Genomic DNA, 23,587 nt, shown 5'->3' with positions numbered 1-23,587 from the left:
GTCTTATAGCTTGATTTATACCTTTGAATAAGAAACGTTTTTATCTCCTGGAGATGGGTAGAAGCCGAGCTGAATGGTTGAGGTTAGGGTCGAAGGGGTCACTAAATCCTTTGGGGGAGTGCCAGTGCTAAAAAATGTGGAACAGGAGGCTAAAAGTGGACAGCTGGTCTGCATTCTTGGCCCAAGCGGTTCTGGAAAATCAACATTGCTTAAGATCATCGCTGGCCTTATCAGACCCGATAATGGAAGAATACTCTTTGATGGAGTAGACGTTACTGAATTACCGTCATGGAAGAGAGGAATTGGATATGTTTTTCAGAATATAGCCCTGTTTTCGCATTTAACAGTATATGACAATATTGCGTTCGGTATGAGATTGAGAAAGCTTCCTAGGGATGAGATTGACCGGAGAATAAAGAATATGCTAAAACTTGTGAAGATGGAAGGGTTTGAAAAAAGGAAACCCACCCAGCTGAGTGGGGGGCAAGCGCAGAGAGTAGCTATAGCTCGAGCCCTCGTTATAGATCCTAAAGTTCTCTTATTTGACGAGCCCCTAGGTCATCTTGACGCGAAATTGAGGGAGGAGCTAAAATACGAAATCAGAAGGATCCAGAAGGAAACAGGCAAAACTGCCATTTACGTTACGCATGATCAAAGCGAGGCATTTGCAATAGCAGACTACATTTATATCCTACGGGACGGGAAGATAGAGCAAAGTGGAACTCCTATCGAGTTATACCTTACTCCGAAATCTCCTTTTGTTGCTGAATTCGTCGGCCTTAGTAACTTTATCAGCGGCAAGATCATTTCAATGGATCGTGAAAAGTACCTTGCGGAAGTAGATGCCAACGGTATGAGGCTGTATGTGAAAAGCAGTTCTGATGCCCGAGTCGGTGACGAGGTCATAGTGTCAGTTAGACCTGAAGATGTTACTGTGATACCTAACGAGGATGAAGCCTCTCAATTCAAGGAGAAATTCGCGAACATTCTACCAGCAAAAGTATTGAAGAAAGTGTGTAGGAGCCTATCTAAGGTTAGAGCTGGATTTAGGCATCCCTGAGACCTTTAAGGTCGACATGTTTGGAGAAGAAAAATTTAAGTACGCGTCTCTTGAGGAAGGATCCCGTATTTATATAGCGTTCAACAGAGGCATTTTATTCAAAGCCGGTTAAGTATTACTATAAACTCTGTCGGTCCGCACAACGAGATATTTATGCTCGACATGCAACAATTGTGATAACTATCTGCATACATACACTCTGTGCATTTCATGATTTTGTACGTATAATATGGGTTTATCTAGCGCCCCGAAAATGAGCTTATAAATGCGGAGAGAACCAAAGAATATCGGAGAAACTTGTCCCTCGTACCCAATGGTTACGCCTTTAGTGAAGTTAGGCCACACTAAAACCTTAACGAGGCTGAAATCCCTGTAACTTTCCATTTTTAAAACTTCATCTAAGCTTTCATTAATAACATATCGTTCCGGGGCATGAGAGTATTGACGTATAGCTCTAGCGATAGGTAGTCTTTCAGCAATTTTAGCTCATCTAAGTGGGGAATTATAAAAGTCCTTGACTCAAGCACGTTCGGGTATCTAATGCTCCACTCCCACACTCTAACATATGTTTCATTCAAAAAATTCAGAACAATAGCATCAGTTTGAATACCGCCTGTTTTTCATCATCCGTACTGAGCACAACCGGAATCGCTTGCCTATCGTCGCTTGAGGTAACTTCTAAATAAACTATGTTCTCGTGTGTTTGATCGTGAGCAAGTTGAGCATCAAGTAAGAGCTCTCTTTCCTTGGTGCCGGACTTGATAACAACACCTAAGGAGGAATTAATAAGGCTGTAATTTTCTACTCTTCTGTTTAAGGCAATTTTCACCTTTATACCTTTGTCATTTTCCTGCTCCAGTAGGGTAGAAATCTTGGGAGTCAGAAGAAACTGTAGATTCGTTGACACACACCTAATGATAAGCCAATAAGCAATTATGGGTGCATGGAGTGTTGCAAGCATAAGTATAAAAAAGACCCCAATGATGGCGCTCACAGTCATAGGCTGAAGCCGCTAAGATACTTTGCTCCAAGAGTCTTTAAGTACAGTAGCATTATGCCGAATGTTGCAAGTTGCAAGATAGAGGCTTCTGCGGCAACCCTGCCTAACAACCCCCACCATCTGATATCTGAGTATAACTTCACAGCCAGCAGGTCAACGCCTGGTCCTGTGATAAACAGGGGAAGAAGATAGTTGTTGATGCTCCATACATACGTTAATAAAAAGCCGCTGAATATTCCAGGTCCTATCAATGGAAGAACAACCCTGATAATTGTCTGCATGGGGTAGCACCAAGGGTTTGGGCTGCTTCCTCGTAGGCTGTATCAAGATTTTTTATAGAGACCAAGAGCAGGAGGAACATCATAGGATAACTTATGGATGCAAGCCCCAATATGGTTCCAATAAAAGTTCCGTATAAATTATAGTACTTGAAGTAAACTACTTGAAGACCTATGCCGGCCACAACATCAGGCGTAAACATTGGGGCAACGAGGATCGCGGCTAGTATTCTCTTGAATTTGAACTCATGCTTAGCGAGAATGTAAGCTGGAGGTAGTGCAATGAGGAAATCCACCAAGGATACTAACGCACCTATTATTAGAGAGTTTCCGAGAGCTCTCCAGTATGCCTCGGGTATGGATTTGAAGAATTCTAAACCAACGAAATCAACTCCAGTCGGCCTCCTATACGTGACTGCTCTGTAGAATATGAAAAGAAAAGGAGAGATTATCGTGAGTATTACTGAAAAATGGATCCCATCTTTTGCCTCATTACTTTATCACCTTCGTGACCCGGAATGTAAGGTAAGTTGTAAATATGGTGAAAGTTATCAGGATTATAGCAAGTGAAGCCGCTAATCCGTAGTTGTGCATGCTCAAGCTCAACTCAACTATCCTCACGGTCATCACGTCACTGGCCTCTACTCCTCCTAGCAGTAAGGGTATCATGTACCCTCCTGGATTCCACCCAAAACACGCCAAGAAACCAGCTATCGCGCCAGGAGCTGATAATGGAAGTATAATCTTAAAGAACGTTGTTGTAGGGGGTGCTCCGAGTGTCATTGCTGCATCTTCAAGAGAAGGATCAATTTCTTGTAAAGCTGAGGATATATAAAGCACCATAAAGGGCAATGTGAAGATCGAAAAGCCTAGAACTACCGAAATAGGTGTGTAAAGGATTTGCCTATATGTTACTCCGAACATACTGTAAAAGATATCGAATAGTCCTCCAGGGAGGAACATGTTCCATAACCCCATACGATATATAAAGGTCTCCGAAGTAAGGAAAGACCATCAGGGCTCTAATTATGTTTTCAAAGTATATTTTCTTCCGTGCTAGCAAGTAAGCAAGAGGATATCCTATGATTAGGTCAACTGTTGCGGCTACAAGGGTTAAAATAGTAGAGTTTTTAACGGCAGAGGAGTACTGTGTTATAGCTTTAACAAAATTGTCTAAACCCACATAAACAATTTTACCAGTTATGTATGAGTCTCCTGCAGTAACGCTAATGAAAAGTACATTTAGCATTGGGACCAACCAAAAAGTGACTATGTAGATTAAGGCGGGTGTAATAGCGAGATAAATGCCCAGTCGCTCTAACCTGCTACCAAACATACGCTCACCAAAAATCTTGTTTTTAGTTAAAAAGGATATTAACTTCGCGTCAATTGGTTGTAAAGGTTAGACCATTCCTCGGTGTGAGCTTCTATGTAAGAGTAATCTGGGAACACATACCACTCGTACATCTTGTCCAATGGGTAGGGGTATAAGTCTTTGTATATCGGCTTTATCCAATCGGGAAGAAGATCAAAATTGCTGTCATTTAGCAAGTTTTGATGAAGCATTAGGAAGTCCCCCTTGCTATCACGGTACTGTGGGAAGTCAAGAGCGAACCACATTTGTGGACTCATAAGGAAGTCTATGAATATTTGCGCGAGTACAGGATGTTCTACCTTTTTAGGTATCCATGCAATACCGGGTAAGAATACATTGCCCTGAGGCTGAGCTATTCTTGTTATAGGGTATCCCTTAGCTGCCTCAACTGGAGCAAGGTACCACCACCATGCCACGGCCCATGCCTCTCCCCTCTCTAGATACTCCATAATCTCAGCCTCAGACACGGTGTATCTAAGCACATTAGGGTGTATTTTCTCAGCGGCAAACTTTATCACCTCCTGCATTTCAGTCGGGTTCTTGTAATTCTTACCCATTGCTAGAGCTAGGTTCACGAGATAGTTTGCAAAGTGAACTGTTCCAGGTGTAGGTAGAATTACATGCCCTTTGAGCCTTGGGTCAGCTAGATCGGTGTAGTCTTTAATCCATCCTGCCTTTTCCTTATTAGCGAGGATTCCTGCTGTGTCGATTGCCTGGAAGACAACACCATATGGCTGATACTGGAGGAAGAAGGGGTTTATATTTTTCAGATTTCCCATTAGGAAATTGCCTACATATACGGCTGGAGCAACAGCGGAAGCACTCTTAGCCCTAAAGAAATATGACGCCTCGATTGCAACAACATCGTAGGGAGCAGATCTACCCGCTTGTAAAGCTTGAAGCACAGAGGAGACGATAACCTCAGGTTCCTGTGTCCCGACCCACGTAACTTCAATATCGACTCCATACTTATCCTTTACATACTTCTTGAAAGCCGGCACATGATATGTCTCGACCAACCCACCATATGTCCAATCTGCGATTATAACAGTATGCTCTTTCTTTATCTCGTTGATTATCTCTTCTTGCGTCATCCACTTGTCAAGAATGGGTACATAATAGAGTTTTTCAGCCTGGGGCTGGTTTTGGGGTGTGGTCACGGGTTGCTGAGGGGGCCTCGCTCCAATTATCCAATCCACCCCCACGCGGCGAATATTGACGCGAGAATCAGTAATACTAGCAGAGTGGTTTCAAGCTTTGTAAAGGATCCACGTGCCATGTTGTCACTTCTTGCATTAATGCCTGTCCCATGGGGAAATATATTTTTAACTTAGAAGTTGCCTCTGCCTCATAACTAAAGCGTTCTTACATAATTTTTTATTTGGAATAGATCTTTAGGCAGGCTTATATTGAGGAAGACACATTTTTTCTTTGGGACTTTAGACTTCCTTACCTTAAAATTAAAGGTCTCTAAATTTCGAACAGTTTTCCTTGCGGATTATGACGATGCCTCTTGTTGGCACGATATTTAATTCAGGAGGCCTCGACCCTCGGGTACATGAATATCTACTTAAAATACGTGGAAGCATCCGGAAACTTGCTGCGCTGAAGCAATATATGGCAAAATTTCTTAAAGTCACCACCACGAAGAGAAAAGCTGAGTAATATGAGTGAGCTGTTATTTGTTGTGGATTACGACGGGACTCTCGCCAGGGAAAACGAGAAAGCCGATCCAAGCATTGTTGAGTCGCTGAGCTCGCTTAAGCAGAGGAGCGGCTTTAAGCTTGCTTTAGCTACCGCGCGCCCGCTATCGGACATCGAGGCGTTCGTGCCTCTAAGCGTCTTTGACGCGATGGTGCTTGAGCTGGGATCAGTGGTTTACCTTTCGTCCAGGGAGGTGGTCTTCAAGCCGAGGGTTTGGGGTAGGATCCTCGAAAGGATTTCCAGAGAAGTACCCTCGGTGAACAGGGGGGAGGTGCTCTATTACTTCGACCAGGACTCGTTGAAGGTTGCTGAAAAGGTGGCCTCAGGGCTTGGGGAAGCCCCCCTTGAACTGAAGAAGGTTGGCTCTAGAACCTACGTCTTTGCGCCTAAGGGGCTTGACAAGGGTGTGGGGCTTGCTAGGCTGCTTAGACTGACGGGCTGGAGCGGTATCCGTGTTGTCGCAATAGGCGACAGCGCTTCAGACCTGCCGCTTTTCCAACAGGCTTGGACGCGTGTGGCTGTGGCTAACGCCGACGAGAAGGTCAAGGAAGCGGCAGACCTCGTGACTAACGGAGAGTACGGAAACGGTGTAATTGAGGCCGTGAGAAAGATAGTGGGTAAAAAACAGCTTAAATTTAGTTCGCTATCCGAGGATGCCCAGCAACGCAAGTATGAAGGCTATTAGGAACAGCACTATCACAGCTTTGCCGTAGCTGTAGCCCTTGTTCTTGATGAGCCAGTACGTGAACAGTGTGAAGAGAAGCGGTAGCAGGGACGGCATCAGCTGGTCTAGGATAGGCTGGAGCTTTATGGCCTGCCCGCCGTATGACGCTAGGACTATTGGCGTTGTAGCCCTCACGTAGGTTGCTGTAATGCCCCCGACTATGGCCATAGCGAAGCTCATGGTGGCTTCTCTGAAGACCTTCACCACATCGCCCTTCAGAACCTCAGCCAAGGATAAACCGTACCTGTAGCCGTACACGAGGGAGTAGTACTTTATAGCCCAGGATATAGGTATCCAGATCAGTAGCGCGACGACTGGTCCCAGGATGTTGCCGTTCACGCCCAGCGACGCTCCGAGAAGGAAGGCTATGGGTAGCAGCACGAAAAACATTATCGAGTCGCCTAGCCCGGCGAACGGCCCCATGAGAGCTGTCTTGATGCCGCGTATTGTGTCCTGGTCTGCGCCCTGCTCCTCCAGCGAGATCACTATTCCGTAGATCAGGTTATGGAGGTGCGGGTTAGTGTTGTAGAACTCGTTGTGTAGGCGCATCCAGGATTTCAGCTCCTCCGGGTCCTTGCGAAGCCTCTTCTCAACATCCAGCATTCCGTGAGCAAAACCTGTGCCCTGCATTCTCTCGTAGTTCCAGGAGGACTGAAGAAGCCACGAGATCCCGAACCAGCGGAGGAAGTCCTTAGTCGTTGCTTTGCCTGTGAGTGGTGCAGTGGATGTGGAGGTCATCCCCCCGAGCACTTCTCTGTGCGTGAACAGGTAGAGGGCGAATATTACGGAGCCGGCGATGAGCGTTATCGCCATGAGGCTCAGCTTCAAATAGGCGGCGAGGGCGAATCCAAGGATGTAGAAGGCAACAGTCTCCCTTGAAAGCATCATCTTCATCAGGATCGCGGCGCCGAGGGCTGGTAGCACTGCTCCAGCAACCGCCATCGCGTCCCAGAGCCTCACGGTCAGGGGGCCTATCTGGACCACCTGCAACGAGTCGATGAAAGCCTTTACGCCCTGAGGGTTGATAGCGAGCGCCCCTAAGAGGCCCCATATTGGGATAGCTCTGCTGAGCCCCCAGGGGATTGCGCCGAGTATGTTTATAAGCGGTATTGCCCCGAAGTTCCCCCTCTCAATCTCGCGGTCAGCCCAGTGGCTAAAGACTGCGTCGAAGGACCTGACCACGATCTCAAGGTTCATAGTCAGGACTGCGACAGGTAGCGCGAGGGGTACAGCCGCCTCGGGTTTCAGGCCCATAGTTATTGCGACGACCGCGGAGGCTATTGTGCCCGTAGAGGCCTCGGGGACAGTTCCCCCTCCTATGGTGAAGAGGCCCGCGAAGACGAACTCTAGAAGGGATCCTACCAGTAGACCTGTGATGGGGTCACCTAGGATCAGGCCCGTGAGTGTGCCGGCGACGAGGGGTCTCCATATGAATAGGGGGCAACACCATATGTAGTCGAGGCCGAAGATTAAGGCTAGAAGTCCAAGGATGCCTACTTCGAATGGTCCGAGTGCTGCCATACAATAAAGGTTTTACACCACAGATATTTATAAAGTTTTTTTATAAAACTTTCTTAGGTAGTAAAAGTTATAAGCTTCAGGCTCTCGAATGTGCGTCGGGAAATGTCTAGAAGGGTTCTAAACCTGACAGGCAGGGAGCTTGCAAGCATGGGTGCCAAGGATTTCAAGGAAGCAGTCAAAGCCTCTGAGGGTAGAGTGGTTGCGGCAGAGGTCGTTGTGACGGCCAGCCCCTTGGTCGACGGGGTGTCAAACGTCGAGATAGCTTCGCGGTTCGGGGCAGACGTCCTAATTTTGAACATGTACGATGTCCTCAACCCGGCTGTCGCAGGCGTGCCGAGCGAGTACGCCTCGATTCGAGGCATAGCCGAGTTTACGGGAAGATTTATCGGGAACAACCTCGAACCGGTGGACGAGGGTTTGATCCCGGAGGGTAGGAGGCTTACAAAGGTGAGCGTTATACGAAGCATGGAGCTGGGCTCGAGGCTCGTAGTTGTCACAGGGAACCCGGGTCTGGGCGTGACGTGGGGTAGGATAGCAGCAGGAGTCAGGGAGGCGGTTGATGTCGCTGGAGGGCGCGCGCTCGTGTTTGGGGGTAAGATGCACAGCGGTGGGCTGAGAGTTGAGAAAATGTACGAGCTTCCTTTAATCGAGGAGGTTTTAGCCGCTGGGGCTGATGGAGTGCTCGTCCCGGCCCCCTTCACGGTTCCCGGCGCGACGCCGGAAGCTGTGGAGAGTGTCGTATCTCTGGCTTCGAGGTACGATGCGCTAGTGATGTGCACTATTGGGACGTCCCAGGAGGGCAGTCAGCGGGAGGTCGTCAGGAGCATTGCTCTCCACTCGAAGGCCTGTGGATGCGATATCCACCACATTGGTGATTCGGGTTACTCGATGGGTGTGGCTGTCCCGGAGAACATCCTGGAGCTCTCTTTAGCGGTGAGAGGTGTCAGACACACATATAAGAGGATATCCATGTCGAGCTTGAGGTGAGCTTGGGTTGAAGCTGGTATTGGCGAGCCACGGTGGCCTCGGCTGCGAGATGATAAAATCCGTAGCGATGATTCTAGGTGTTTCGGTTTTCGAGAGAGCTAAGTGCGTGGAGCTCCTTGAGGGTGAAAGCCTCGAGAACTACTACGAGAAGCTTTCCAGGAGCGTGGACGGGGAGACGGTGGTGCTCTGCGACCTCTTCGGCGGTACACCAAGCAGGGCGGCGCTCATGCTCCTGCAGGAGGGTAAGGTGAGGGCTGTGCTGACGGGGTTCAACATGCCGATGCTGATCGACCTCCTGTCCAACGAAGCTCCAGATGTCGAGAGCGCCGTTAGGAGCGCCAGGCAGGCTGGAGTTCAGGGCGTGAGAGCGTTTGTGGGAGCGGAGTTCAGGGAGATCTCCGAGAGTCAGGAGAAGTCGCTTATCGAAAAAAGTTAAAAGCAGGTTCAGCAGGTGAGATTTGATGGCATCGCAGCAAAACATCTTCATACGTATAGACGACCGTTTCATTCACGGTCAGGTCACAACCGCTTGGACGAAGAAGTTCGGCGTGACTGCGATATGGGTTGTAAACGACAAGATGGCGGGGAACCCCACTCTCAAGCAGCTCCAGATCATGCTAGCGCCTCCCGGCGTATCGGTCGCCGTTCTGAAGGTCGAGGAAGCCGCTGAGAAGGTGAAAGGCATCAAGAACACAGAGAAGGTTTTGATGCTTTTCGAGAACCCTGTGGATGTCTTGTCGTTCCTCGAGAAATCAGGTATAAAGGTGAACTCGATTCTACTGGGGCAGATGGGGCTCAGGGCAGGCAGAGTGTATATTGAGAAAACCTTCGCCATCGGCCCAGAAGACCACAAGGCTCTTCTCAGGCTACTGGACATGGGCGTGAAACTGTACTACCAGCAGTTACCAGACTTCCCGCCCAAGCCGGTGGACATGGAGCAGAAGATCCGGAGCCTAAAGTTCTGATGGTGAACCGAGACGAAGCTGAGGGTAGGAATCATCGGGTCAGGCTGGTCGGCCAACGCCCAAGCATGGGCTTTAAACGCGCTGAAGTTTACCGTCCGCGAAAGCGGCTTCCCGCAGGTCGAGCTAGCCCGTGCGATGAGCTCAACTCCCGCGAGAGTAGAGTCGTTTGCCAGGCAGTACGGGTTTAGGGAGTGGACAACAAAGGAGGAGGAGTTCTTCAGGGGCGACTTAGATGTCGTCGTCATAGCTTCCCCCAATAACACCCACGCGTACTACTCGCTCAGAGCACTCGAGGCGGGAGCTCATATTGTAGTCGAGAAACCCTTTGCTACGAACGTTAGGGACGCCGAGGAGGTGACCCTCAAGGCCGAGAGGCTGGGTAGGAAGGGAGCGATATGCCTGGTCAGCCGGCTTCTCCCAGCATCGGTCGCCGCCCGCGACCTCATCGCGAGGGGGGATTTAGGCGATGTGCGTGAGTTCAGGGCTGTTATAGCGCACGCGAAGCACGCGTACCCCGACACCCCGTTCGAGTGGCGCATGAGCAAGGAGGTAGCTGGGGGCGGCGTTTTCGCCGACCTAGGCGTACACCCGTTAGACCTCTCGGAGTACCTGACTGGGCAAAGGATCAGGAGAATTTGGGGTAGAATGTACACGCTGGTTGGTGAAAGGGTCGACCCTCGCACCGGGGGAAAAGTTAAAGTAGACACGGAGGACGTCGGTTTCGCGCTGATAGAGCTCGAGAGGAATGCAGTTGGAAGCGTGGAGGCTTCAAAGGTGTCGCCGGGATTCGAGGAGCAGATGAGGGTAGAGGTGCACGGGGAGAAAGGGGGGCTACGCTTCTCGATAGCCGAGCCCCAAACCCTCTATGTCTTCAAGCGAGAAACAGCTAGGGTTGAAAAAGCCTCGCGGGGCTTCGAGGAAATGTATCCTTGGCTCACCTGGCCTGCTCCCAAGAGCTTCGAGGGCTGGGTGTACGCCTACCTCATCTTACTGAAGCACTTCATCGAAGATGTCTCCGGGCTGAGGGAAAGCGCGTACCCCACCCTCCGCGACGGCCTTCGCAACCAGATCCTCTTAAACAGCTTCTACGAGTCTTGCTTCAAGGGTGAGCCCGTCAGCCTAGAGTGAAGCCAGCATACGCGTCAGTGTGCTCTTCACCTCGGCGAAAGTTCTGTCGCTGATCAGTTGCGCCAGCCTCTCGTACGTTACCTCGCCCTCAGTGCTCGAGAGGTAGCCCAGGTAGCCGTTTGAGTAGGAGAAGATAAGGAGATCCTTAATGCCATGCTCTTCAGCGGCTTGAGCGAGCCCCCCGTAAATGTCCGTGTGGAGCTCGAACGGAACCGCTACGATCGCTGCGTCTCCTAGCCGTATCGCCTGGAGAAGCGCCGTCTCCCTAGACGGGTAGTTGGGGCATCTTGAAAACCTCTCGAGCAGTAGCAGGCCCTCGTTCAGCGACTCGCCTACCCTTCCTCCCCTCTCGCTGGGCTTGTAGCTTGACAGAATTCTCCGGGGGTCCTTCAGCTCGACGTCGAGCCTCTCCTGCCTGCTGGCCACGTCATCGAGAGCTAAAGCCTTGCAGTTGCCGGGGCTTGCTCCAACTTGGTCGGCTAGCAGGTAGCCCAGCCTCCTGGCCTCCTCAAAGCTCTGCGACCTCCGGGTAAAGCGCGTGGAGATGTTGCCGGCCGCCCCGTTGAAGAAGAGCACTCCCCCGAAGCCCTTCGACTTGAGGCGCTGTACCGCGTAGCCGACGAGGTCGGAGGATATGAGGAGGTTCTCAGGGCCGAGCACAGTCGGGTGGACTCCGACGTTGAAGAGAAGAGTCCTTGAGCCACCGTAATTGAATACTAAGGAGTACGCTGAGAGAACCTGGTGCTTTGCAGGGTCGTTTCTGTCTGTCGCCACGCCGCGGACGCTTGACCTGCATAGGTGCGCTGATTCCGGTCGAACGGCTTGGGTCTCCGAGAAAAGCTCCTCGACAACGCTGAGGAAGTACGCGTAGTAATCCCCGTCAAAACACTCCCCGCAGAAGGTTAGCAGAGGGGACCTGAAAAGGGTTGCTGGAGCCGAGTGAGTGTGAGTGGCTGAGACTATCAAAAGGCTACTCCCGTAGATCCTCTCCGCAATTCTCGCCAAATCCGAGTATATCTGATCGTCCACTCCGAGAAGGTCCAAGCTGAGAGCCACTAAGGTTTCCTCAGAGTCTAAGGCTAGCAGCCTCGCGAATATGTCGTCGTGGACTCCCTGCGACTTCCCACGGCGCGCGATGTAGCCTGCCAGCGGGTGCCCTATGGGGTTCGGCGGGGTTATCGGCTTCTCGTAGAAAAGAGGCCCGAGGCCCACTGCTACCTCGTCACCGCTTTAGTCAGGTATCGGGGCGCGTCGATGGGTCTCCCGAGCTCTACCCCGAGCCTGTACGCAAGCAGCTGGAGCGGGACCGCGTAGACGATTGGTGCGAGGTGTCTCTCGGCTGGGGGAGCGTGGATGACGGCCAGCTTCTCGCCGCTGAGCTGCGCCAGCCTCCCGTCGCCCTCGAACCCGACGACCACGGTGGACGCCCCCGCTTCGATGGCTGACTGTATCAGCGGGTAGGTTGCCTCGGCAGAGAGCCTCTCGACAGGCATTATGAAGCCCGTGAAGAAGCCGTCCTCGACGAGCACGAAGGGGCCGTGCTTGAACTCTCCGGCTTCAACCCCCTCGGCGTGGAAGTAGGAGACTTCCTTGAGCTTCAGGGCAGCCTCAAGTGCCAGTGGGTACGTGATCCCCCTGGAGACCACGTAGCCTCCCCTGCAGCCCTTCAATAGCTTGACGGCCTGCTTCGCCTCCTCGTCTATCCTTGGGAGGGAGTCCGCGAGGGCGGTTGCAGCCGCTTTGATGGAGGAGACTTTCTGCGCGTGCGTGCCGGCGTCCGTCCTCCCGGACTCCCTGGACGCCTTGAGCGAGATCAGGTAGAGCAGGAGGAGGGTCGAGGTGAAGGTCTTGGTGGCGGGGACGGCGAGCTCGGGGCCCGCGGCTATAGGCAGGTAGACGTTCGACAGCCTTGCGAGCCTCGAGCCTATGTAGTTGGTGACGCCAAGGATGGTGGCGCCTCTGAGCTTCGCCTCGTAAAGGGAGGAGAGCACGTCCCCTGTCTCGCCTGACTGCGATATCGCTACGACAAGGCTGCCCGGCCCGATGTTCTCGACGTAGTAGAGCGGGAACTCGGCGGCACTGGTCACAACGGGGCTCACGCCGACCAGCTCCGAGAGGTAGTATGACGCCACCATCCCTGCGTGCAGGCTGGTCCCGTTTGCTATGATGTAGACGCTTTCAGCGCCGAGGACGAGGCGGGCGGCGAGCTGGAGGTACTTCTCCTGGACCGTGCTCAGCGTCCTGAGAAGTGCGTATGGGACCTCGTAGATCTCGCGGAGCATATGGTGCCTGAAGCCCCCCTTGTCCACCAGTGCTGGGTCGACCTCCAACCTGCTCGGGGGCTTCAGCTGGGCTTCAGCCCCCTGCCGATACACCTTAACCCCACCCCTGCAGGCGAGCACGAGCTCGCTGGGCTCAACCTGGATGTAGCTGTCCGCGAGGCCGTGCAGGGCTGTCAGGGTGTTGGTGACGTAGAAGGCTTCGCCCGAGATGCCTACATAGAGGGGCAGCGTGCTTGCGAAAGCTCCGATGCACTCAGAGTCCCTGTCTAGGACCGCGATCGCGTAGAAGCCCTCAAGGATGCCCTGAAGCGCTTGGAGCGCCTCCACGAAGCCCCTGTCCCTCTCCAGCTCCTCCTCCAGCACGTGGGCAGGCACCTCGAAGTCGCTCCTCGACTGCAGCTTGTGGCCGCTCATGACGACCATGTCCTTGAGCTTCTCGTAGTTGCTGATCGCCCCGTCGCCGGCCACCGCGACTCTCTGCCTGCAGTCCGCGAAGGGGTGCGCGTTCTCCGTTGTCGGTCTGCCGTGCGTGGCGTAGCGCGTCTGGCCGAGCGCGACGCTGCTGGACAGCTTGAGCAGGCCCAGCTTCTCGGCCACGTAGTCCACCCAGCCCACGTCCTTGTAAACGCTCAGCACGCCCTCCTCGACCACCGCGACTCCAGCGCTGTCATACCCCTTGAAGCGCATCCTCTTCAGGCCCTCCACTACGCTGGGCACTACGTTGGATCTGCCCCTCGCTACAGCCCCGAGGATACCGCCCATTCGTCAGCCACCGTATACCTCCACTCCCCCAACGATGGTCTTGACTACGCGGAGCTCATCGTCGAGAAGCACGAGGTCCCCGAGGTAGCCGGGCGCCACGACGCCGAGCTTCCCACCTAGCCCTATGCTCGCCGCTGGCGTTGTTGAGGCCATTCTCACGGCGTCGGCGAGGCTGAAGCCGAGCCTTACCATGTTTTTGACAGCCCTGTCCATCGTGAGCGTGCTCCCCGCGAGCGCCCCCGTGTCGGCGAGCCTCGAGACGCCGCCCTTGACCACTATCTTCAGCCCCCCTAAGGTGTACTCGCCGTCGGGCAGGCCTGTAGCGGCAACAGCGTCAGTGATGAGGACCGTTCTGGAGGGGCCTGCGAGCCTCGCGACGAGCCTGACGGTCGAGGGGTGGAGGTGTATAAGGTCCGAGATCATCTCAATGAACACGTTCGGCTGCTCGAGCAGGGCGAAGGCTACACCCGGCTCGCGGTGGTGGAAGTGCCGCATCTGGTTGAAGATGTGGTTAGCCTTCGACGCGCCGGCAAGCACCGCTTTCACAGCCTGATCGTAGGTGGCTTCCGTGTGGCCGAGGCTCACGGTGACGCCCATCCCGGCGGCGCGCCTTACGAGCTCTGTAGCTCCAGGCAGCTCGGGCGCCACCGTGATCTGCTTGAGGTGCCCCCTGGAGGCGCTGTAGTACTCCGTGAACTCCTCGATGGATGGCTGCCGGAAGAAGCGCGGGTCCATGGCGCCCCTCATATTGGGGTTGAGGTAGGGTCCCTCGAGGTGTAGCCCGAGCACCCTGGAGCCTGAGCCGGGCTTCTGGCTCTCAATGGCCTTCGCCACCTCGGAGGAGGCTTTGAGGAGCACGTCGTGGGGGGCCGCTACGAGGGATGCTAGGAAGCCCGTGACTCCGTGCTTCGCCACCTGACCGGCGACTCGGAGAACGTCCTCGGAGCTGGCGAGGGTGAAGTCCACGCCGCCATAACCGTGGAAGTGCGTGTCTATGAAGCCCGGAGCGACGGTTAGGCCGGCGGCATCTATGATCTTATCCCCCGACAGGTTCTCGCCGACCTCAACAATGACTCCGGACTCGATAGCCACGTCCATCTCCCCGAGATCCAGAAATGGGGTTAGGACTCTGCCTCCCTTAACTACAACCCTCATACGTCTTAACCTCAGCCGGCGCGCAGAAAAACTTTCTGTAACAACACATTGTAGCTCCGACGTGCCGCGAGCAATAACCCTTAACTATCACTGAAGTCAAAGGTTTCATGTGCACGACGAGGTAGCCGAGTTGTTCTACGAGAAAGTCAACTCGAACGCTACCGGAGGTTCCTCGGGCAAGGTCGTGGGTAGGGGTGGCTTTTGCATTCTATTGCAGAGGTAGCGATACCACTTTTTTAGTTCCCCTTGCTTCCTCCGGTGTTCCACTCATACCTTCCCAGGCTCTCAGCGGGCTGGTGGGGAGTTGAGGAAGGGATATTCGAGCAAAGCCCCCTCAGCAAGGCCTTCGGCTTCCGAAACACAGGCTACCCCGCCAGGCTCAGCCTCGTAGCGCTTACCTCAGGAATATTCGGCAATTAAAAAATTTAAATTTAGTAGTGAGTAGTAACCTTTTTTTCTGTGCGTGTTTGAATTCTCTCGATGCGCCTAAAAGGGTTAGTGGCCTCGCCTGGGATAGCCATAGGCAAGGTGAGCGTGCTGAGGAAGACTGACTTTCTGAGCGTTCCAATTGAGGCCAAGGCGTCTGACGCGGGGGCTGAGGCAGAGAAGCTGAGGAGGGCTGGGGAGGTCCTGGCTGGGAAGCTTAGCACGCTGAAGGGGCTACTGCCTAGGCAGGAGCAGGAGGTCGTGGAGGCGCAGCTACTGATCCTCGAGTCCCTGGTGTCCGAGGCGCTGGAGCTGGTCTCGCAGGGGTACTCGGCGGTCTACGCCGTGAGAAGGGTTTACGAGAAGTACAGCGAGATGCTCAAACAGGGTAGCGAGCTCTTCGCGCTTAGGGCCCAGGACCTCCGGGACCTTGCCTCAAGGCTCGTGGCCCTGCTCCAGGGCCTTGAAGGTGGGCGGGCTGCAGGGGGCTGGGAGGTGGCTGTGGGTGAGGAGGTGGACCCGATAGAGTTCCTCGAGATGACTAGCCAAGGGCTTAAAGGGCTTGTGACCAGGAGCGGGGGTGTTACGTCGCACGTGGCTATCCTGGCCCGGCTCAAGGGCCTACCGTACCTCATAGCCAGCGCTCTGAACCTGGAGGCCGTCAGCGAGGGCTCCCAGGCAGTGGTGGACGCGCTTGAAGGCTACCTGATCCTGAACCCTTCGAGCGGGGAGCTGGAGAGGTACGAGAGGCTGGCAAGGCAGTACAGCCAGCTCCTCGAGGTTTTCGCCAGCGAGGCGGGGCTCGAGGCTCTGACCCTTGACGGCCGCAGGGTTAACGTCTACTGCAACGTCGGAAACTTCGAGGAACTGCGGATACTCGACCAGTACGGCTGCGGAGGCGTGGGGCTGTTCAGGGTGGAGTTCGCGTACATGGCCCGCTCGTCCCCGCCCAGCGAGGACGAGCTCTACCAGCTGTTCTCCAGGTCGGTCCAGCTCGTGGGCGGGAAGCCGCTCACCGTGAGGGCGCCGGACATCGGGGGAGACAAGCCCGTCCCGTTCCTGGAGCTCCCGCGGGAGCAGAACCCCCAGCTCGGCTTGAGGGGTACGAGGCTGCTGTTCAAGTACAGGGATGAGCTCCTCGTGCCCCTGGTTAGGGCATTGCTCAGAGCCTCCGCCCACGGCAGGCTCAGGCTCATGCTGCCAATGGTCAGCGCGGTGGAGGAGGTTGAGGAGTTCAGAAAGATCGTCGAGGAGGAGAGGGAGAGGCTCGAGGCTTCCGGCGCGAAGACAGGGGTGCTCGAGCTGGGAGTGATGGTTGAGACCCCGTCGAGCGCGCTCCTCGCTGGGAGCCTGGTTGCGAGAGGGGGTCTGAGCTTCATAAGCTTCGGCACAAACGACCTAACTCAGTACGTGATGGCCGCGGACAGGGGCAACAGCCTCGTAGCGTACCTCTACGACGAGCTCAACCCGGCTGTACTGCGGCTGATAGCACAGGCTGTCAAGCAGGTGAAGGGCAAGGCGGAGGTGGAGGTCTGCGGGGAGATGGCTTCTAGGCCGCTGGCCGTGCCCGTGCTCCTAGGCTTGGGCGTGGAGAGCCTAAGCGTCGCCCCACAGTTCGTGGGGAAGGTGAAGTACGTTGTGAGGAGGCTCAGGCTGGAGGAGCTCGAGGAAAGCACGGCAGAGCTCCTGGAGGGGGCGGAGAGGGCCAGCGAGGTCAGGGAGTGGTCCAGGAAGATCCTCGAGAAAAGCGGGGTAACGTTCTACGAGTAGCCTACTTGTCCTGCTCGGGCAGGACCTCCAGCAGTAGCTTGGTGAGTTGCTCGATCGCTTTATCCTCGTCAGGGCCGTCGGCGACGATCTCGATCTCGTCCCCCATGTCCACCCCGAGGGAAAGAAGCTGGAGGATGTTCTTCGAGTCGGCGGACCTGCCCCCCTTCCTCACAACGATTTTCGAGGAGAAGCTCTTGGCGGTCTGGACAAACACGGCCGCCGGCCTAGCGTGAAGACCGCTCTTGTTAACTATCTTTAGCTTTACCTCGCGAACCATCAGAATACACAGGAAAAGTTCTCACCATAAATACCTTATCCACAAAAAGCACAAATAATTCTTCTCTGCACAGTTGCAGATTCCGCTAGGGGAAATGGTTATTAGTTAGGGGGGTATACAGGTTAGGGGGGTAACTTTGGGCTACTTCGACCCCGAGCCTAAAACCAGAAGAACTGACTTCTTCGACTACGAGGAGCAGCTCGAGGAGTTCAGGCGCGGGCTCAAGTATTCGAAGCTTGTCGCCGTGGCGGGCTTAAGGAGGTACGGCAAGACCTCCCTGATCCTAACCGCTCTGAACGAGATGAAGGCAGAGTACGTGTTCTTCGACTGCAGGCTCCTACCCTCGGGGATGCTGTCCATCCACGACGTCATCTCCCTACTCGAGAGGGAGCTCAGCCGCAGGAGCTGGTTCAGGTCGCTAGCGGAGACCATCGAGGGGGTAGAGGTGGGCGGCTTCGGGGTCAGGTTCAGGCGCAGGGACTTCAGCACGCTCGTCAGCGTTCTCGAGAGGCTAGAAGGGAGGGTTCTGGTCCTCGATGAGGTTCAGGAGCTACGCAGGTCGAGGTACAGGTTCGACTCGCTTTTAGCGCACCTCTACGACCACGCGGACGTTAAGGTTGTTGTCTCTGGGTCCCAGATAGGAATGATGTACCGGTTCCTCCGCGTCGAAAACCCGTCAGCCCCGCTGTTCGGGAGGCCGTTCTACACTGTGAGGCTGAGGCCTCTGGGCAGGGGGCCAGCGCGCGAGTTCCTGCTGAGGGGCTTCGAGCAGGAGGGCCTAGAGCCGCCCGCCGACATGGTGGAGGAGGCGCTGGACCTGTTCGACGGTGTTATCGGTTGGCTGACCTACTTCGGCTACTCCTACTCGAGGCTGGGGGTCAGAGACCTGCGCTCTGTGCTCGAGATGGCCGCTAGGCTAGCTTACGAGGAGCTGAGCCACGCTCTCCAGATCTACGGTGTGGCGAGGCCCAGGTACGAGGCTGTCCTGAAGATCACCGCCGAGAGGGATCCGGCTTCGTGGTCTGAGATCCTGAGGTACGTCGAGTCGCGCGTAGGGAGGGTTCCCAGGAACACGCTCAGCGGCATAATCAAGAACCTCACCGACATGGGGCTACTCGAGAAAACAGCGGAGGGCTACAGGGTCCCTGATCCGGTCCTGCGCCACGCTGTTAGAACGTTCCTTAAGGCTTAGCGACGCGTAGAAGCTCATGTCCGAGCGTTCAGGGAGTCGAGTGCCAGCGAGCTACTCCTTTAAGGGTAATTCCTTTTCAAGCCCTACGTTGGGCTTAGACCCCTAGGGGTATTTATCGTCGAGACCTGAAAGGTAGAGACGTCTCTTCGACCTACGCGACCGCCTCAATCGTGCGCAGGTAGCCTGAGCTGAGGTAAAAGACGTCACTTAGGCCCCGAGCTTTTTAGGGACCTCCGCACCTTTACGTAGAGGACCAGCTTGAGTGAGAGTATCACTGCAGCCGCGAGGCCGAGAGGCGCGAGGATGATGTAAAAATCGGGTAGACCTTCCTCGATTGTGCCGGCTGGGACCCTGTCGCCGCGCGTCGTATAGAGCTCCACGGTGGGCTTCACGAGACCCCCTGATGCTCCTGCACCGCTCGAGGAGAGGACTAGGGCTGCACCGAGACTTGCTTTGGAGAGCGTCAGCGCGCCGCTACCGGTTAGCGTGTAGTTCGCGACGATGATCCTCTCACCGGCAACGCTCGCCACCACGAGCCTCGCTCCCGGCCCGGCGGGCGCAACCTTCAGCGTGTAGTTGCCGTCGGCTGGGAGGAGAAGGGCGCCGGTCGACTGGGATGAGAGCACCGCAGACCCGTTTATGCTGTTCTGCAGCACGGCACCTGCCTCCACGATGATGACGCCCCCAGCGCCCGAGGCCTCGAGCCTGCCCACGTTGCTGAAGCCTACCATTACGCTTCGCCTCAGGATCTCTACAACGCCTTCTCTCGCCTGGCCGAGCAGAGCGCACAGGTCCTCGCCAAGGGCGGGCTCCACCAGTTGGACGCCGCTGTACAGGGAGCCGAGCCCGGGCACCCTGAAAGCCCCGCCGGAGAGCTCGATCACCAGCGTCGAGTTAGGTTTGCCGGGGTCGTAGGCCACGAGTAGCCTGGCAGCGGGAGCGTCGTAGTAACCTATAACCAGAAGCGCGTGCCCACCGACAAGCATGATGGGCGGCGTCCCGGCGTCCACCCTGCGCTTCACCTCCTCGAAGAGCGAGGCCGGAGGGGTGCTCGCGCGGCTTCCCGCGACGGCGGCCAGGTTTTTTATCGTGGCTTTGAACTGGTGCTCGACGACCAGCTGCTCCACCTGGGCTTTTGAGAGGATGTAGGCTTCCTGGGGCACCTTCAGGCTTCCCGTGAACAGGCCGGCGAGTGTGGATGCCACTCCGAGGCTGTAGTCGGGGCCGGCGAGGAGGTAGCTCATCAGGGACTTAAACAGGGTGGAGTTTACAGGGCAGGCTCTAAGCGCGGCTTCGAGGTAGGCTTTAGCGTCGCCCCCTCCCTGAGTCCAGCTTGCGAAGCGGTAAGCATCCCTCACTACGCTGAAGGCTCTCCCGCTCCTCGCCACGGGGACGTAGCCTATCACGGCCACGGCGTTGTCGCTCGCCACCTCAGTCCCGTTCACGTCGGCTATGGCCCTCAGTGTGTAGTTGCCCACGTACGCCGTGACGTTCAAGTAAGCGGTCAGCCCTCCGCCGGGCTCGAGCTCGCACTTGATGGGCTTCAACGTCTCGTTGAACACGGAGAACTTGAGGGAGCTGCAACCGACCGCACCTGCTGACCCGTTGACGAGCACCCTGACCCCGATGACCGTCGGGCTGCCGGCTGGCAGCAGCACAGCCCCTCCACCCTTGTAGGCCTCCTGGCCTACCGGGACAAAACCCAAGGGCGATGCCGCGAGCAACGGCGGCTGAAGCAGGCCCACGCTGATGCTAACGGCGGGGCGCAGCGACACCTTACTGAGCAGGCTACCAGGCCCAAGCACCACCATGTAGCCGGGCGGCTTGACGCTCCACAGGCCGGTCCCCGCGACTTCGACAGCGTCGCCGACACTGATGTCCCCTGCGCCGCCGTAGCCCTCCACCCTCACTAGCGATAGGTTGAGAGCAACTGCTTCAACGGTGTCGCCCTTCCCGGCGAGCCCGCTTGGATCCGTGAAAACCTCCTCGACGGTGAGCCGCATCGTGAAGCCGCTATCATTGAGGCTCAGCTGCGTCACCCTGCCGCGGAGCCTGAGGGGCCACGCGAACACCGCCGTGATCTCGGCATCGCCCGCAAGGTTCAGCGTGGTGTTCGCGGCTGAGGCTTCGCTCACGGTCGCGTTCCCGCTCACGCGCCACCGGTAGAAGACAAAGCCATCGGGTGCCGAGGCGTACAGCGGGTACCTGCCCTTCCGGAGTACGATGGAGCTGCCGTCCCTCAGGCTCTCGTTTCCTATAGCCACGTAGCCTACGCCTGGGGGCTCGGTCCGGAGGGAAACTCTGCCCCCCTCCCTGGGTAGAAAACTCGCGGTGATAACCCAGATTATGCCCTCCCCTGGGGCAGAGGGCGGGAAGGCGTAGACGGCTTTCACGATGTAGGTCCCGGGCCGTGTTATGTTGAGGGTCCTCGTTATCAGGGAGTGCGTGTAGCCTGCGTCCCCGCCGTCCCAGAGGACGGAGACCCTGCTCCCGTTCGCGTCGTAGGCGGCCACGAGCACCTGGGAGTTGGGCGAGCACTTCGCGAAGACCCAGCTGAGCTGGACTGCCGCAATCCCGCCTTCAACGGCCGTGGCGTTGACCTCGCGTCTCGTGAGAGGTATTATGCAGCCCTCGCGCGGCACCAGGGTGATCGTGCAGGAGCCCCCGGGGCTCAGCGAGCAGGAGCCCTCGTAGTTTATCACAGCGCCGGCCGCGTAGACCACGGTCTTGGAGTAAGCCACCGAGTTACTGCTCACGCTCACCTGCAGCGTACCCTGAGAGTCCGTGTAGCCCCTCAGCTCGCCGTTGACATAGACCTCTACCCCTACGGCCGGCTCCCCGGTGGCGAACCTGACACCAACGTGGGGGGTTGCGGGCTGGCTGGGGCTAGGGGCGGTGGATGGGGGCGCCTTCTCCAGCACGTTGACGTAGTGGTCGGCGTTCTCGACGAGCACACCCCTCCTGGGGCTGAGGGGAACCCACGATAGGTCTACGTCGTACCCGTACCCGTACACCTCCACGTAGTCCCCCACGCCCACCGCGGACGCGTAGCTGCTACCTGTCTTGACCCAGACCTCCACGGTGTCGCCCGCCGAGAAGCGGCCGCTGACGTCCTGGAGCACCTCGTCCACCTTAACCTGGAAGGCGATCCTACCCGTGGGGCCCACCGCGAAGGGCTTCGTGTTGTACGCGGTGACCCTACCCCTGAGCCTAACCGGCCACACGATCACGGCCACCAGGTCGTCGCTCCCGTACACAGTCGCGGTGGTCGACTGGGACCTCATCCCCGTTACTTTCACGCCGCCGCCCAGCCCCACCATGGCCCGCGTCACCCAAGCGAGAAATATGTAGCCGCTCGGCACGTTGGCGCTAACAGGGTACGTTCCTGCAGGAAAGCTGGCGCTGGATCCACTCGTGTAAGTGCTCCCGGCAAAGCTTATCGAGGCTCCGATGTAGGAGGGGGCGATCCAGAAGCGCACAGTGTAGGCGTCTCCAGCGGTAGAATAATTGGAGATGAAGAGAGTAACAGCCACTAGGAGCGCTAAAAGAACACGCGGACTCCTCAACATTATTCCCAATATGCCTCCCGCAACCCTTTATTTTTTGCATTTCGCCTAGCGAATGGGCAATAGATAGAACTTAATGAGCGAAGTTGGAAAGCTATATGCAATGAAGGAAGCTACTGAGATAGTTGGCGTTTATCTAAGGATTTGCAGAAACGGGACAAGGAGAGTAAGGTACACTGTGTTAGAACAGTATGACGGTAAACGTGGAGTCCCAGAGACTAAATGCATAATGAGTCTTCCCGAGGAGCGGAAGATAGCCGGATATGCTAGAGTTTCATCTTATATCCAAAGAGATGAATCGGAGAGGCAGGTTGAGATGATAAGCTGATATGCGAAGGAACGCGGGAGAGTGGCGGAGCCTGATGAACCCCAAGGTGCCTAGGTTTGAGCTAGAGTCGAGGTTTAAATAAAGGGCGGAGACAAGTACATAGGGGCTCTGAAGAAACATGGCTCGAGTTGACAAGGAGTATTTTCAAAGTGTTGTGCAAGAGCTAAGGGAGGGACTCGAAGAAATCGGGAAGATTACAGCTTTGAGTTTAGACGAGTTCATGCGCAGCAGGAGCTTAAGGTTTGCAATGAGGTACTCGGTGGTGCTTGTGGTCGAGTCCGCTGCGGATTTGGGTGTAGCAATACTTAAGCAGTGCTTCGGCGAGGGGGCCGGGAGCTACAGAGAGGTTTTCCTTAAGTTAGCTGAAAGGGGGGTGATTAGCTTTAGGACTGCAGAGGGAATGGCCTCTTTGGCTTCGCTGCGCAACATGGGTAGTGCACAGATACTGGAGTATAGACGACGCGAAAATATATACAGCAGCTAAAAGTGGAGGAGCAGATGTCGTCGAGATGTTTATAAGGGAGGTGTCGGAGTTTGTCGCTAAGGATCCTTGAAGATAGGAGAAAGTTCGAGTTCCACATGCTGGAACCCGGTGAAAGAGCTCAGCTAATCGACCTGCTGCGCGAGACGCTACGGACGAGAGGAGATGTGCTCGCGGCCACGGTTTATGGAGGCTTCGTGAAAAACCAGCTGTTCCGCGACATAGACGTTGCTGTTTTCACAGGGTACACTGTGCCGTACGCTAGAGTGGAGGAGTACGAGGACGAGCTCTCAGAAAGCCTTTCGCGCCTCGTAGGCATACCAGTGGACGTGAGAGTAGTGGATTACGCCCCACCCCAATTCCGTGTTAGAGCGCTGGGAGGCGTAGTCTTAATCGAAAGAGTCCCTGCTCTTGCGGCTAGGCTGAGGTTCAAGTCCCAGCAGGAAATCGGGGACATTAAGGCGAAGATACACAGAGCTGTTCGAGCATAAAAGGTAACCTCCTTGAAATGATTTTCCCGCACTCTCGGTGACCTGGAGCTTTCAACTAGTAGCCGAGCGTACCTTAAAACGACGAGGTGATTTGATGGCTTTTTAAAAGCGTAAG

The 23,587-nt window shown here is 55.5% G+C and carries 22 protein-coding genes and 1 pseudogene; 12 read left to right on the top strand and 11 right to left on the bottom strand.

Annotation, left to right across the window (positions count from 1 at the left end):
• Nucleotides 1-73 precede the first annotated feature (73 nt).
• Entirely contained in the window at nucleotides 74-1,060 is a 987-nt protein-coding gene (locus MOV14_RS08890) for an ABC transporter ATP-binding protein (RefSeq protein WP_318536972.1), read from the top strand.
• Between the two features lie 583 nt (nucleotides 1,061-1,643).
• On the opposite strand, the gene MOV14_RS08885 is transcribed toward MOV14_RS08890, so the two are convergent.
• From MOV14_RS08885 to MOV14_RS08865, 5 genes and pseudogenes are all read right to left on the bottom strand, one after another.
• Nucleotides 1,644-1,967: a hypothetical protein gene (locus MOV14_RS08885; RefSeq protein WP_318536971.1), complete on the bottom strand. Its 324-nt coding sequence runs from the start codon at nucleotides 1,965-1,967 to the stop codon at nucleotides 1,644-1,646.
• A gap of 89 nt (nucleotides 1,968-2,056) precedes the next feature.
• Nucleotides 2,057-2,634: pseudogene (locus tag MOV14_RS08880) on the bottom strand (ABC transporter permease).
• A gap of 196 nt (nucleotides 2,635-2,830) precedes the next feature.
• Nucleotides 2,831-3,301, bottom strand: coding sequence for an ABC transporter permease (locus MOV14_RS08875; protein WP_318536970.1), 471 nt, complete (start codon nucleotides 3,299-3,301; stop codon nucleotides 2,831-2,833).
• Nucleotides 3,243-3,596 (bottom strand): hypothetical protein, encoded by a 354-nt coding sequence (locus MOV14_RS08870; protein ID WP_318536969.1) that lies wholly within the window; start codon nucleotides 3,594-3,596, stop codon nucleotides 3,243-3,245. Before MOV14_RS08870 ends, MOV14_RS08875 begins: the two co-directional genes overlap by 59 nt.
• A 116-nt stretch (nucleotides 3,597-3,712) precedes the next feature.
• Entirely contained in the window at nucleotides 3,713-4,918 is a 1,206-nt protein-coding gene (locus MOV14_RS08865) for an ABC transporter substrate-binding protein (RefSeq protein WP_318536968.1), read from the bottom strand.
• Nucleotides 4,919-5,379: 461 nt separating this feature from the next.
• Between MOV14_RS08865 and MOV14_RS08860 the strand changes: the two genes are divergently transcribed.
• The gene (locus MOV14_RS08860) at nucleotides 5,380-6,102 is read left to right on the top strand and encodes an HAD family hydrolase (protein WP_318536967.1); all 723 of its coding nucleotides are present in this window, start codon (nucleotides 5,380-5,382) and stop codon (nucleotides 6,100-6,102) included.
• On the opposite strand, the gene MOV14_RS08855 is transcribed toward MOV14_RS08860, so the two are convergent.
• Complete coding sequence (locus MOV14_RS08855) at nucleotides 6,061-7,662, bottom strand: PTS system mannose/fructose/sorbose family transporter subunit IID (RefSeq protein ID WP_318536966.1); 1,602 nt, start codon at nucleotides 7,660-7,662, stop codon at nucleotides 6,061-6,063. The two genes, MOV14_RS08860 and MOV14_RS08855, sit on opposite strands and share 42 nt — an antisense overlap.
• 102 nt (nucleotides 7,663-7,764) lie before the next feature.
• Between MOV14_RS08855 and MOV14_RS08850 the strand changes: the two genes are divergently transcribed.
• Genes MOV14_RS08850 through MOV14_RS08835 form a run of 4 tightly spaced genes read left to right on the top strand, consistent with a single transcriptional unit; the run spans nucleotide 7,765 to nucleotide 10,742 of the window.
• Complete coding sequence (locus MOV14_RS08850) at nucleotides 7,765-8,649, top strand: DUF7916 family protein (protein WP_318536965.1); 885 nt, start codon at nucleotides 7,765-7,767, stop codon at nucleotides 8,647-8,649.
• A gap of 7 nt (nucleotides 8,650-8,656) precedes the next feature.
• Complete coding sequence (locus tag MOV14_RS08845) at nucleotides 8,657-9,085, top strand: PTS sugar transporter subunit IIA (RefSeq protein ID WP_318536964.1); 429 nt, start codon at nucleotides 8,657-8,659, stop codon at nucleotides 9,083-9,085.
• A 25-nt stretch (nucleotides 9,086-9,110) separates the two neighbouring features.
• The gene (locus MOV14_RS08840; RefSeq protein WP_318536963.1) at nucleotides 9,111-9,614 is read left to right on the top strand and encodes a PTS system mannose/fructose/N-acetylgalactosamine-transporter subunit IIB; all 504 of its coding nucleotides are present in this window, start codon (nucleotides 9,111-9,113) and stop codon (nucleotides 9,612-9,614) included.
• Nucleotides 9,615-9,632: 18 nt separating this feature from the next.
• Nucleotides 9,633-10,742, top strand: coding sequence for a Gfo/Idh/MocA family protein (locus tag MOV14_RS08835; RefSeq protein WP_326403768.1), 1,110 nt, complete (start codon nucleotides 9,633-9,635; stop codon nucleotides 10,740-10,742).
• Here MOV14_RS08835 and MOV14_RS08830 read toward each other — a convergent pair.
• Genes MOV14_RS08830 through nagA form a run of 3 tightly spaced genes read right to left on the bottom strand, consistent with a single transcriptional unit; the run spans nucleotide 10,734 to nucleotide 14,941 of the window.
• Nucleotides 10,734-11,954: a hypothetical protein gene (locus MOV14_RS08830; protein WP_318536962.1), complete on the bottom strand. Its 1,221-nt coding sequence runs from the start codon at nucleotides 11,952-11,954 to the stop codon at nucleotides 10,734-10,736. The two genes, MOV14_RS08835 and MOV14_RS08830, sit on opposite strands and share 9 nt — an antisense overlap.
• A 2-nt stretch (nucleotides 11,955-11,956) precedes the next feature.
• Complete coding sequence (glmS, locus tag MOV14_RS08825; RefSeq protein WP_318536961.1) at nucleotides 11,957-13,786, bottom strand: glutamine--fructose-6-phosphate transaminase (isomerizing); 1,830 nt, start codon at nucleotides 13,784-13,786, stop codon at nucleotides 11,957-11,959.
• 3 nt (nucleotides 13,787-13,789) lie between these two features.
• On the bottom strand, nucleotides 13,790-14,941 hold the full coding sequence (gene nagA, locus MOV14_RS08820) for an N-acetylglucosamine-6-phosphate deacetylase (RefSeq protein ID WP_318536960.1): 1,152 nt from the start codon (nucleotides 14,939-14,941) through the stop codon (nucleotides 13,790-13,792).
• 258 nt (nucleotides 14,942-15,199) lie between these two features.
• Between nagA and MOV14_RS08815 the strand changes: the two genes are divergently transcribed.
• Together MOV14_RS08815 and ptsP are read left to right on the top strand one after the other, a co-directional pair.
• Nucleotides 15,200-15,361 carry a hypothetical protein gene (locus MOV14_RS08815; protein WP_318536959.1) on the top strand — a complete coding sequence of 54 codons (162 nt, stop codon included), beginning with the start codon at nucleotides 15,200-15,202 and terminating at the stop codon, nucleotides 15,359-15,361.
• 60 nt (nucleotides 15,362-15,421) lie between these two features.
• Nucleotides 15,422-17,137 carry a phosphoenolpyruvate--protein phosphotransferase gene (ptsP, locus tag MOV14_RS08810; RefSeq protein ID WP_318536958.1) on the top strand — a complete coding sequence of 572 codons (1,716 nt, stop codon included), beginning with the start codon at nucleotides 15,422-15,424 and terminating at the stop codon, nucleotides 17,135-17,137.
• Between the two features lies 1 nt (nucleotide 17,138).
• Here ptsP and MOV14_RS08805 read toward each other — a convergent pair whose 3' ends face one another.
• Nucleotides 17,139-17,414 (bottom strand): HPr family phosphocarrier protein, encoded by a 276-nt coding sequence (locus tag MOV14_RS08805; RefSeq protein ID WP_318536957.1) that lies wholly within the window; start codon nucleotides 17,412-17,414, stop codon nucleotides 17,139-17,141.
• 136 nt (nucleotides 17,415-17,550) lie between these two features.
• Between MOV14_RS08805 and MOV14_RS08800 the strand changes: the two genes are divergently transcribed.
• Nucleotides 17,551-18,606 carry an AAA family ATPase gene (locus MOV14_RS08800; protein ID WP_318536956.1) on the top strand — a complete coding sequence of 352 codons (1,056 nt, stop codon included), beginning with the start codon at nucleotides 17,551-17,553 and terminating at the stop codon, nucleotides 18,604-18,606.
• 203 nt (nucleotides 18,607-18,809) lie between these two features.
• Here the strand turns inward: MOV14_RS08800 and MOV14_RS08795 are convergent, their stop codons facing one another.
• A complete protein-coding gene (locus MOV14_RS08795; RefSeq protein WP_326403767.1) occupies nucleotides 18,810-22,175 on the bottom strand; it encodes an InlB B-repeat-containing protein in 3,366 nt (1,121 codons plus the stop codon).
• Nucleotides 22,176-22,248: 73 nt separating this feature from the next.
• On the opposite strand from MOV14_RS08795, the gene MOV14_RS08790 reads away from it, so the two are divergent.
• The 3 genes from MOV14_RS08790 to MOV14_RS08780 all read left to right on the top strand — a co-directional run bounded on the left by MOV14_RS08790 (nucleotide 22,249) and on the right by MOV14_RS08780 (nucleotide 23,472).
• Nucleotides 22,249-22,500 carry a hypothetical protein gene (locus MOV14_RS08790; protein ID WP_318536954.1) on the top strand — a complete coding sequence of 84 codons (252 nt, stop codon included), beginning with the start codon at nucleotides 22,249-22,251 and terminating at the stop codon, nucleotides 22,498-22,500.
• Nucleotides 22,501-22,618: 118 nt separating this feature from the next.
• Entirely contained in the window at nucleotides 22,619-22,984 is a 366-nt protein-coding gene (locus MOV14_RS08785; protein WP_318536953.1) for a DUF86 domain-containing protein, read from the top strand.
• Between the two features lie 50 nt (nucleotides 22,985-23,034).
• On the top strand, nucleotides 23,035-23,472 hold the full coding sequence (locus tag MOV14_RS08780; protein WP_318536952.1) for a nucleotidyltransferase domain-containing protein: 438 nt from the start codon (nucleotides 23,035-23,037) through the stop codon (nucleotides 23,470-23,472).
• The last annotated feature ends 115 nt before the right edge of the window (nucleotides 23,473-23,587 follow it).

This window comes from Infirmifilum sp. NZ (assembly GCF_022693705.1).
Classification (GTDB): Archaea; Thermoproteota; Thermoprotei; order Thermofilales; family Thermofilaceae; genus Thermofilum.
This window is presented reverse-complemented; position numbering and strand designations above follow the sequence as displayed.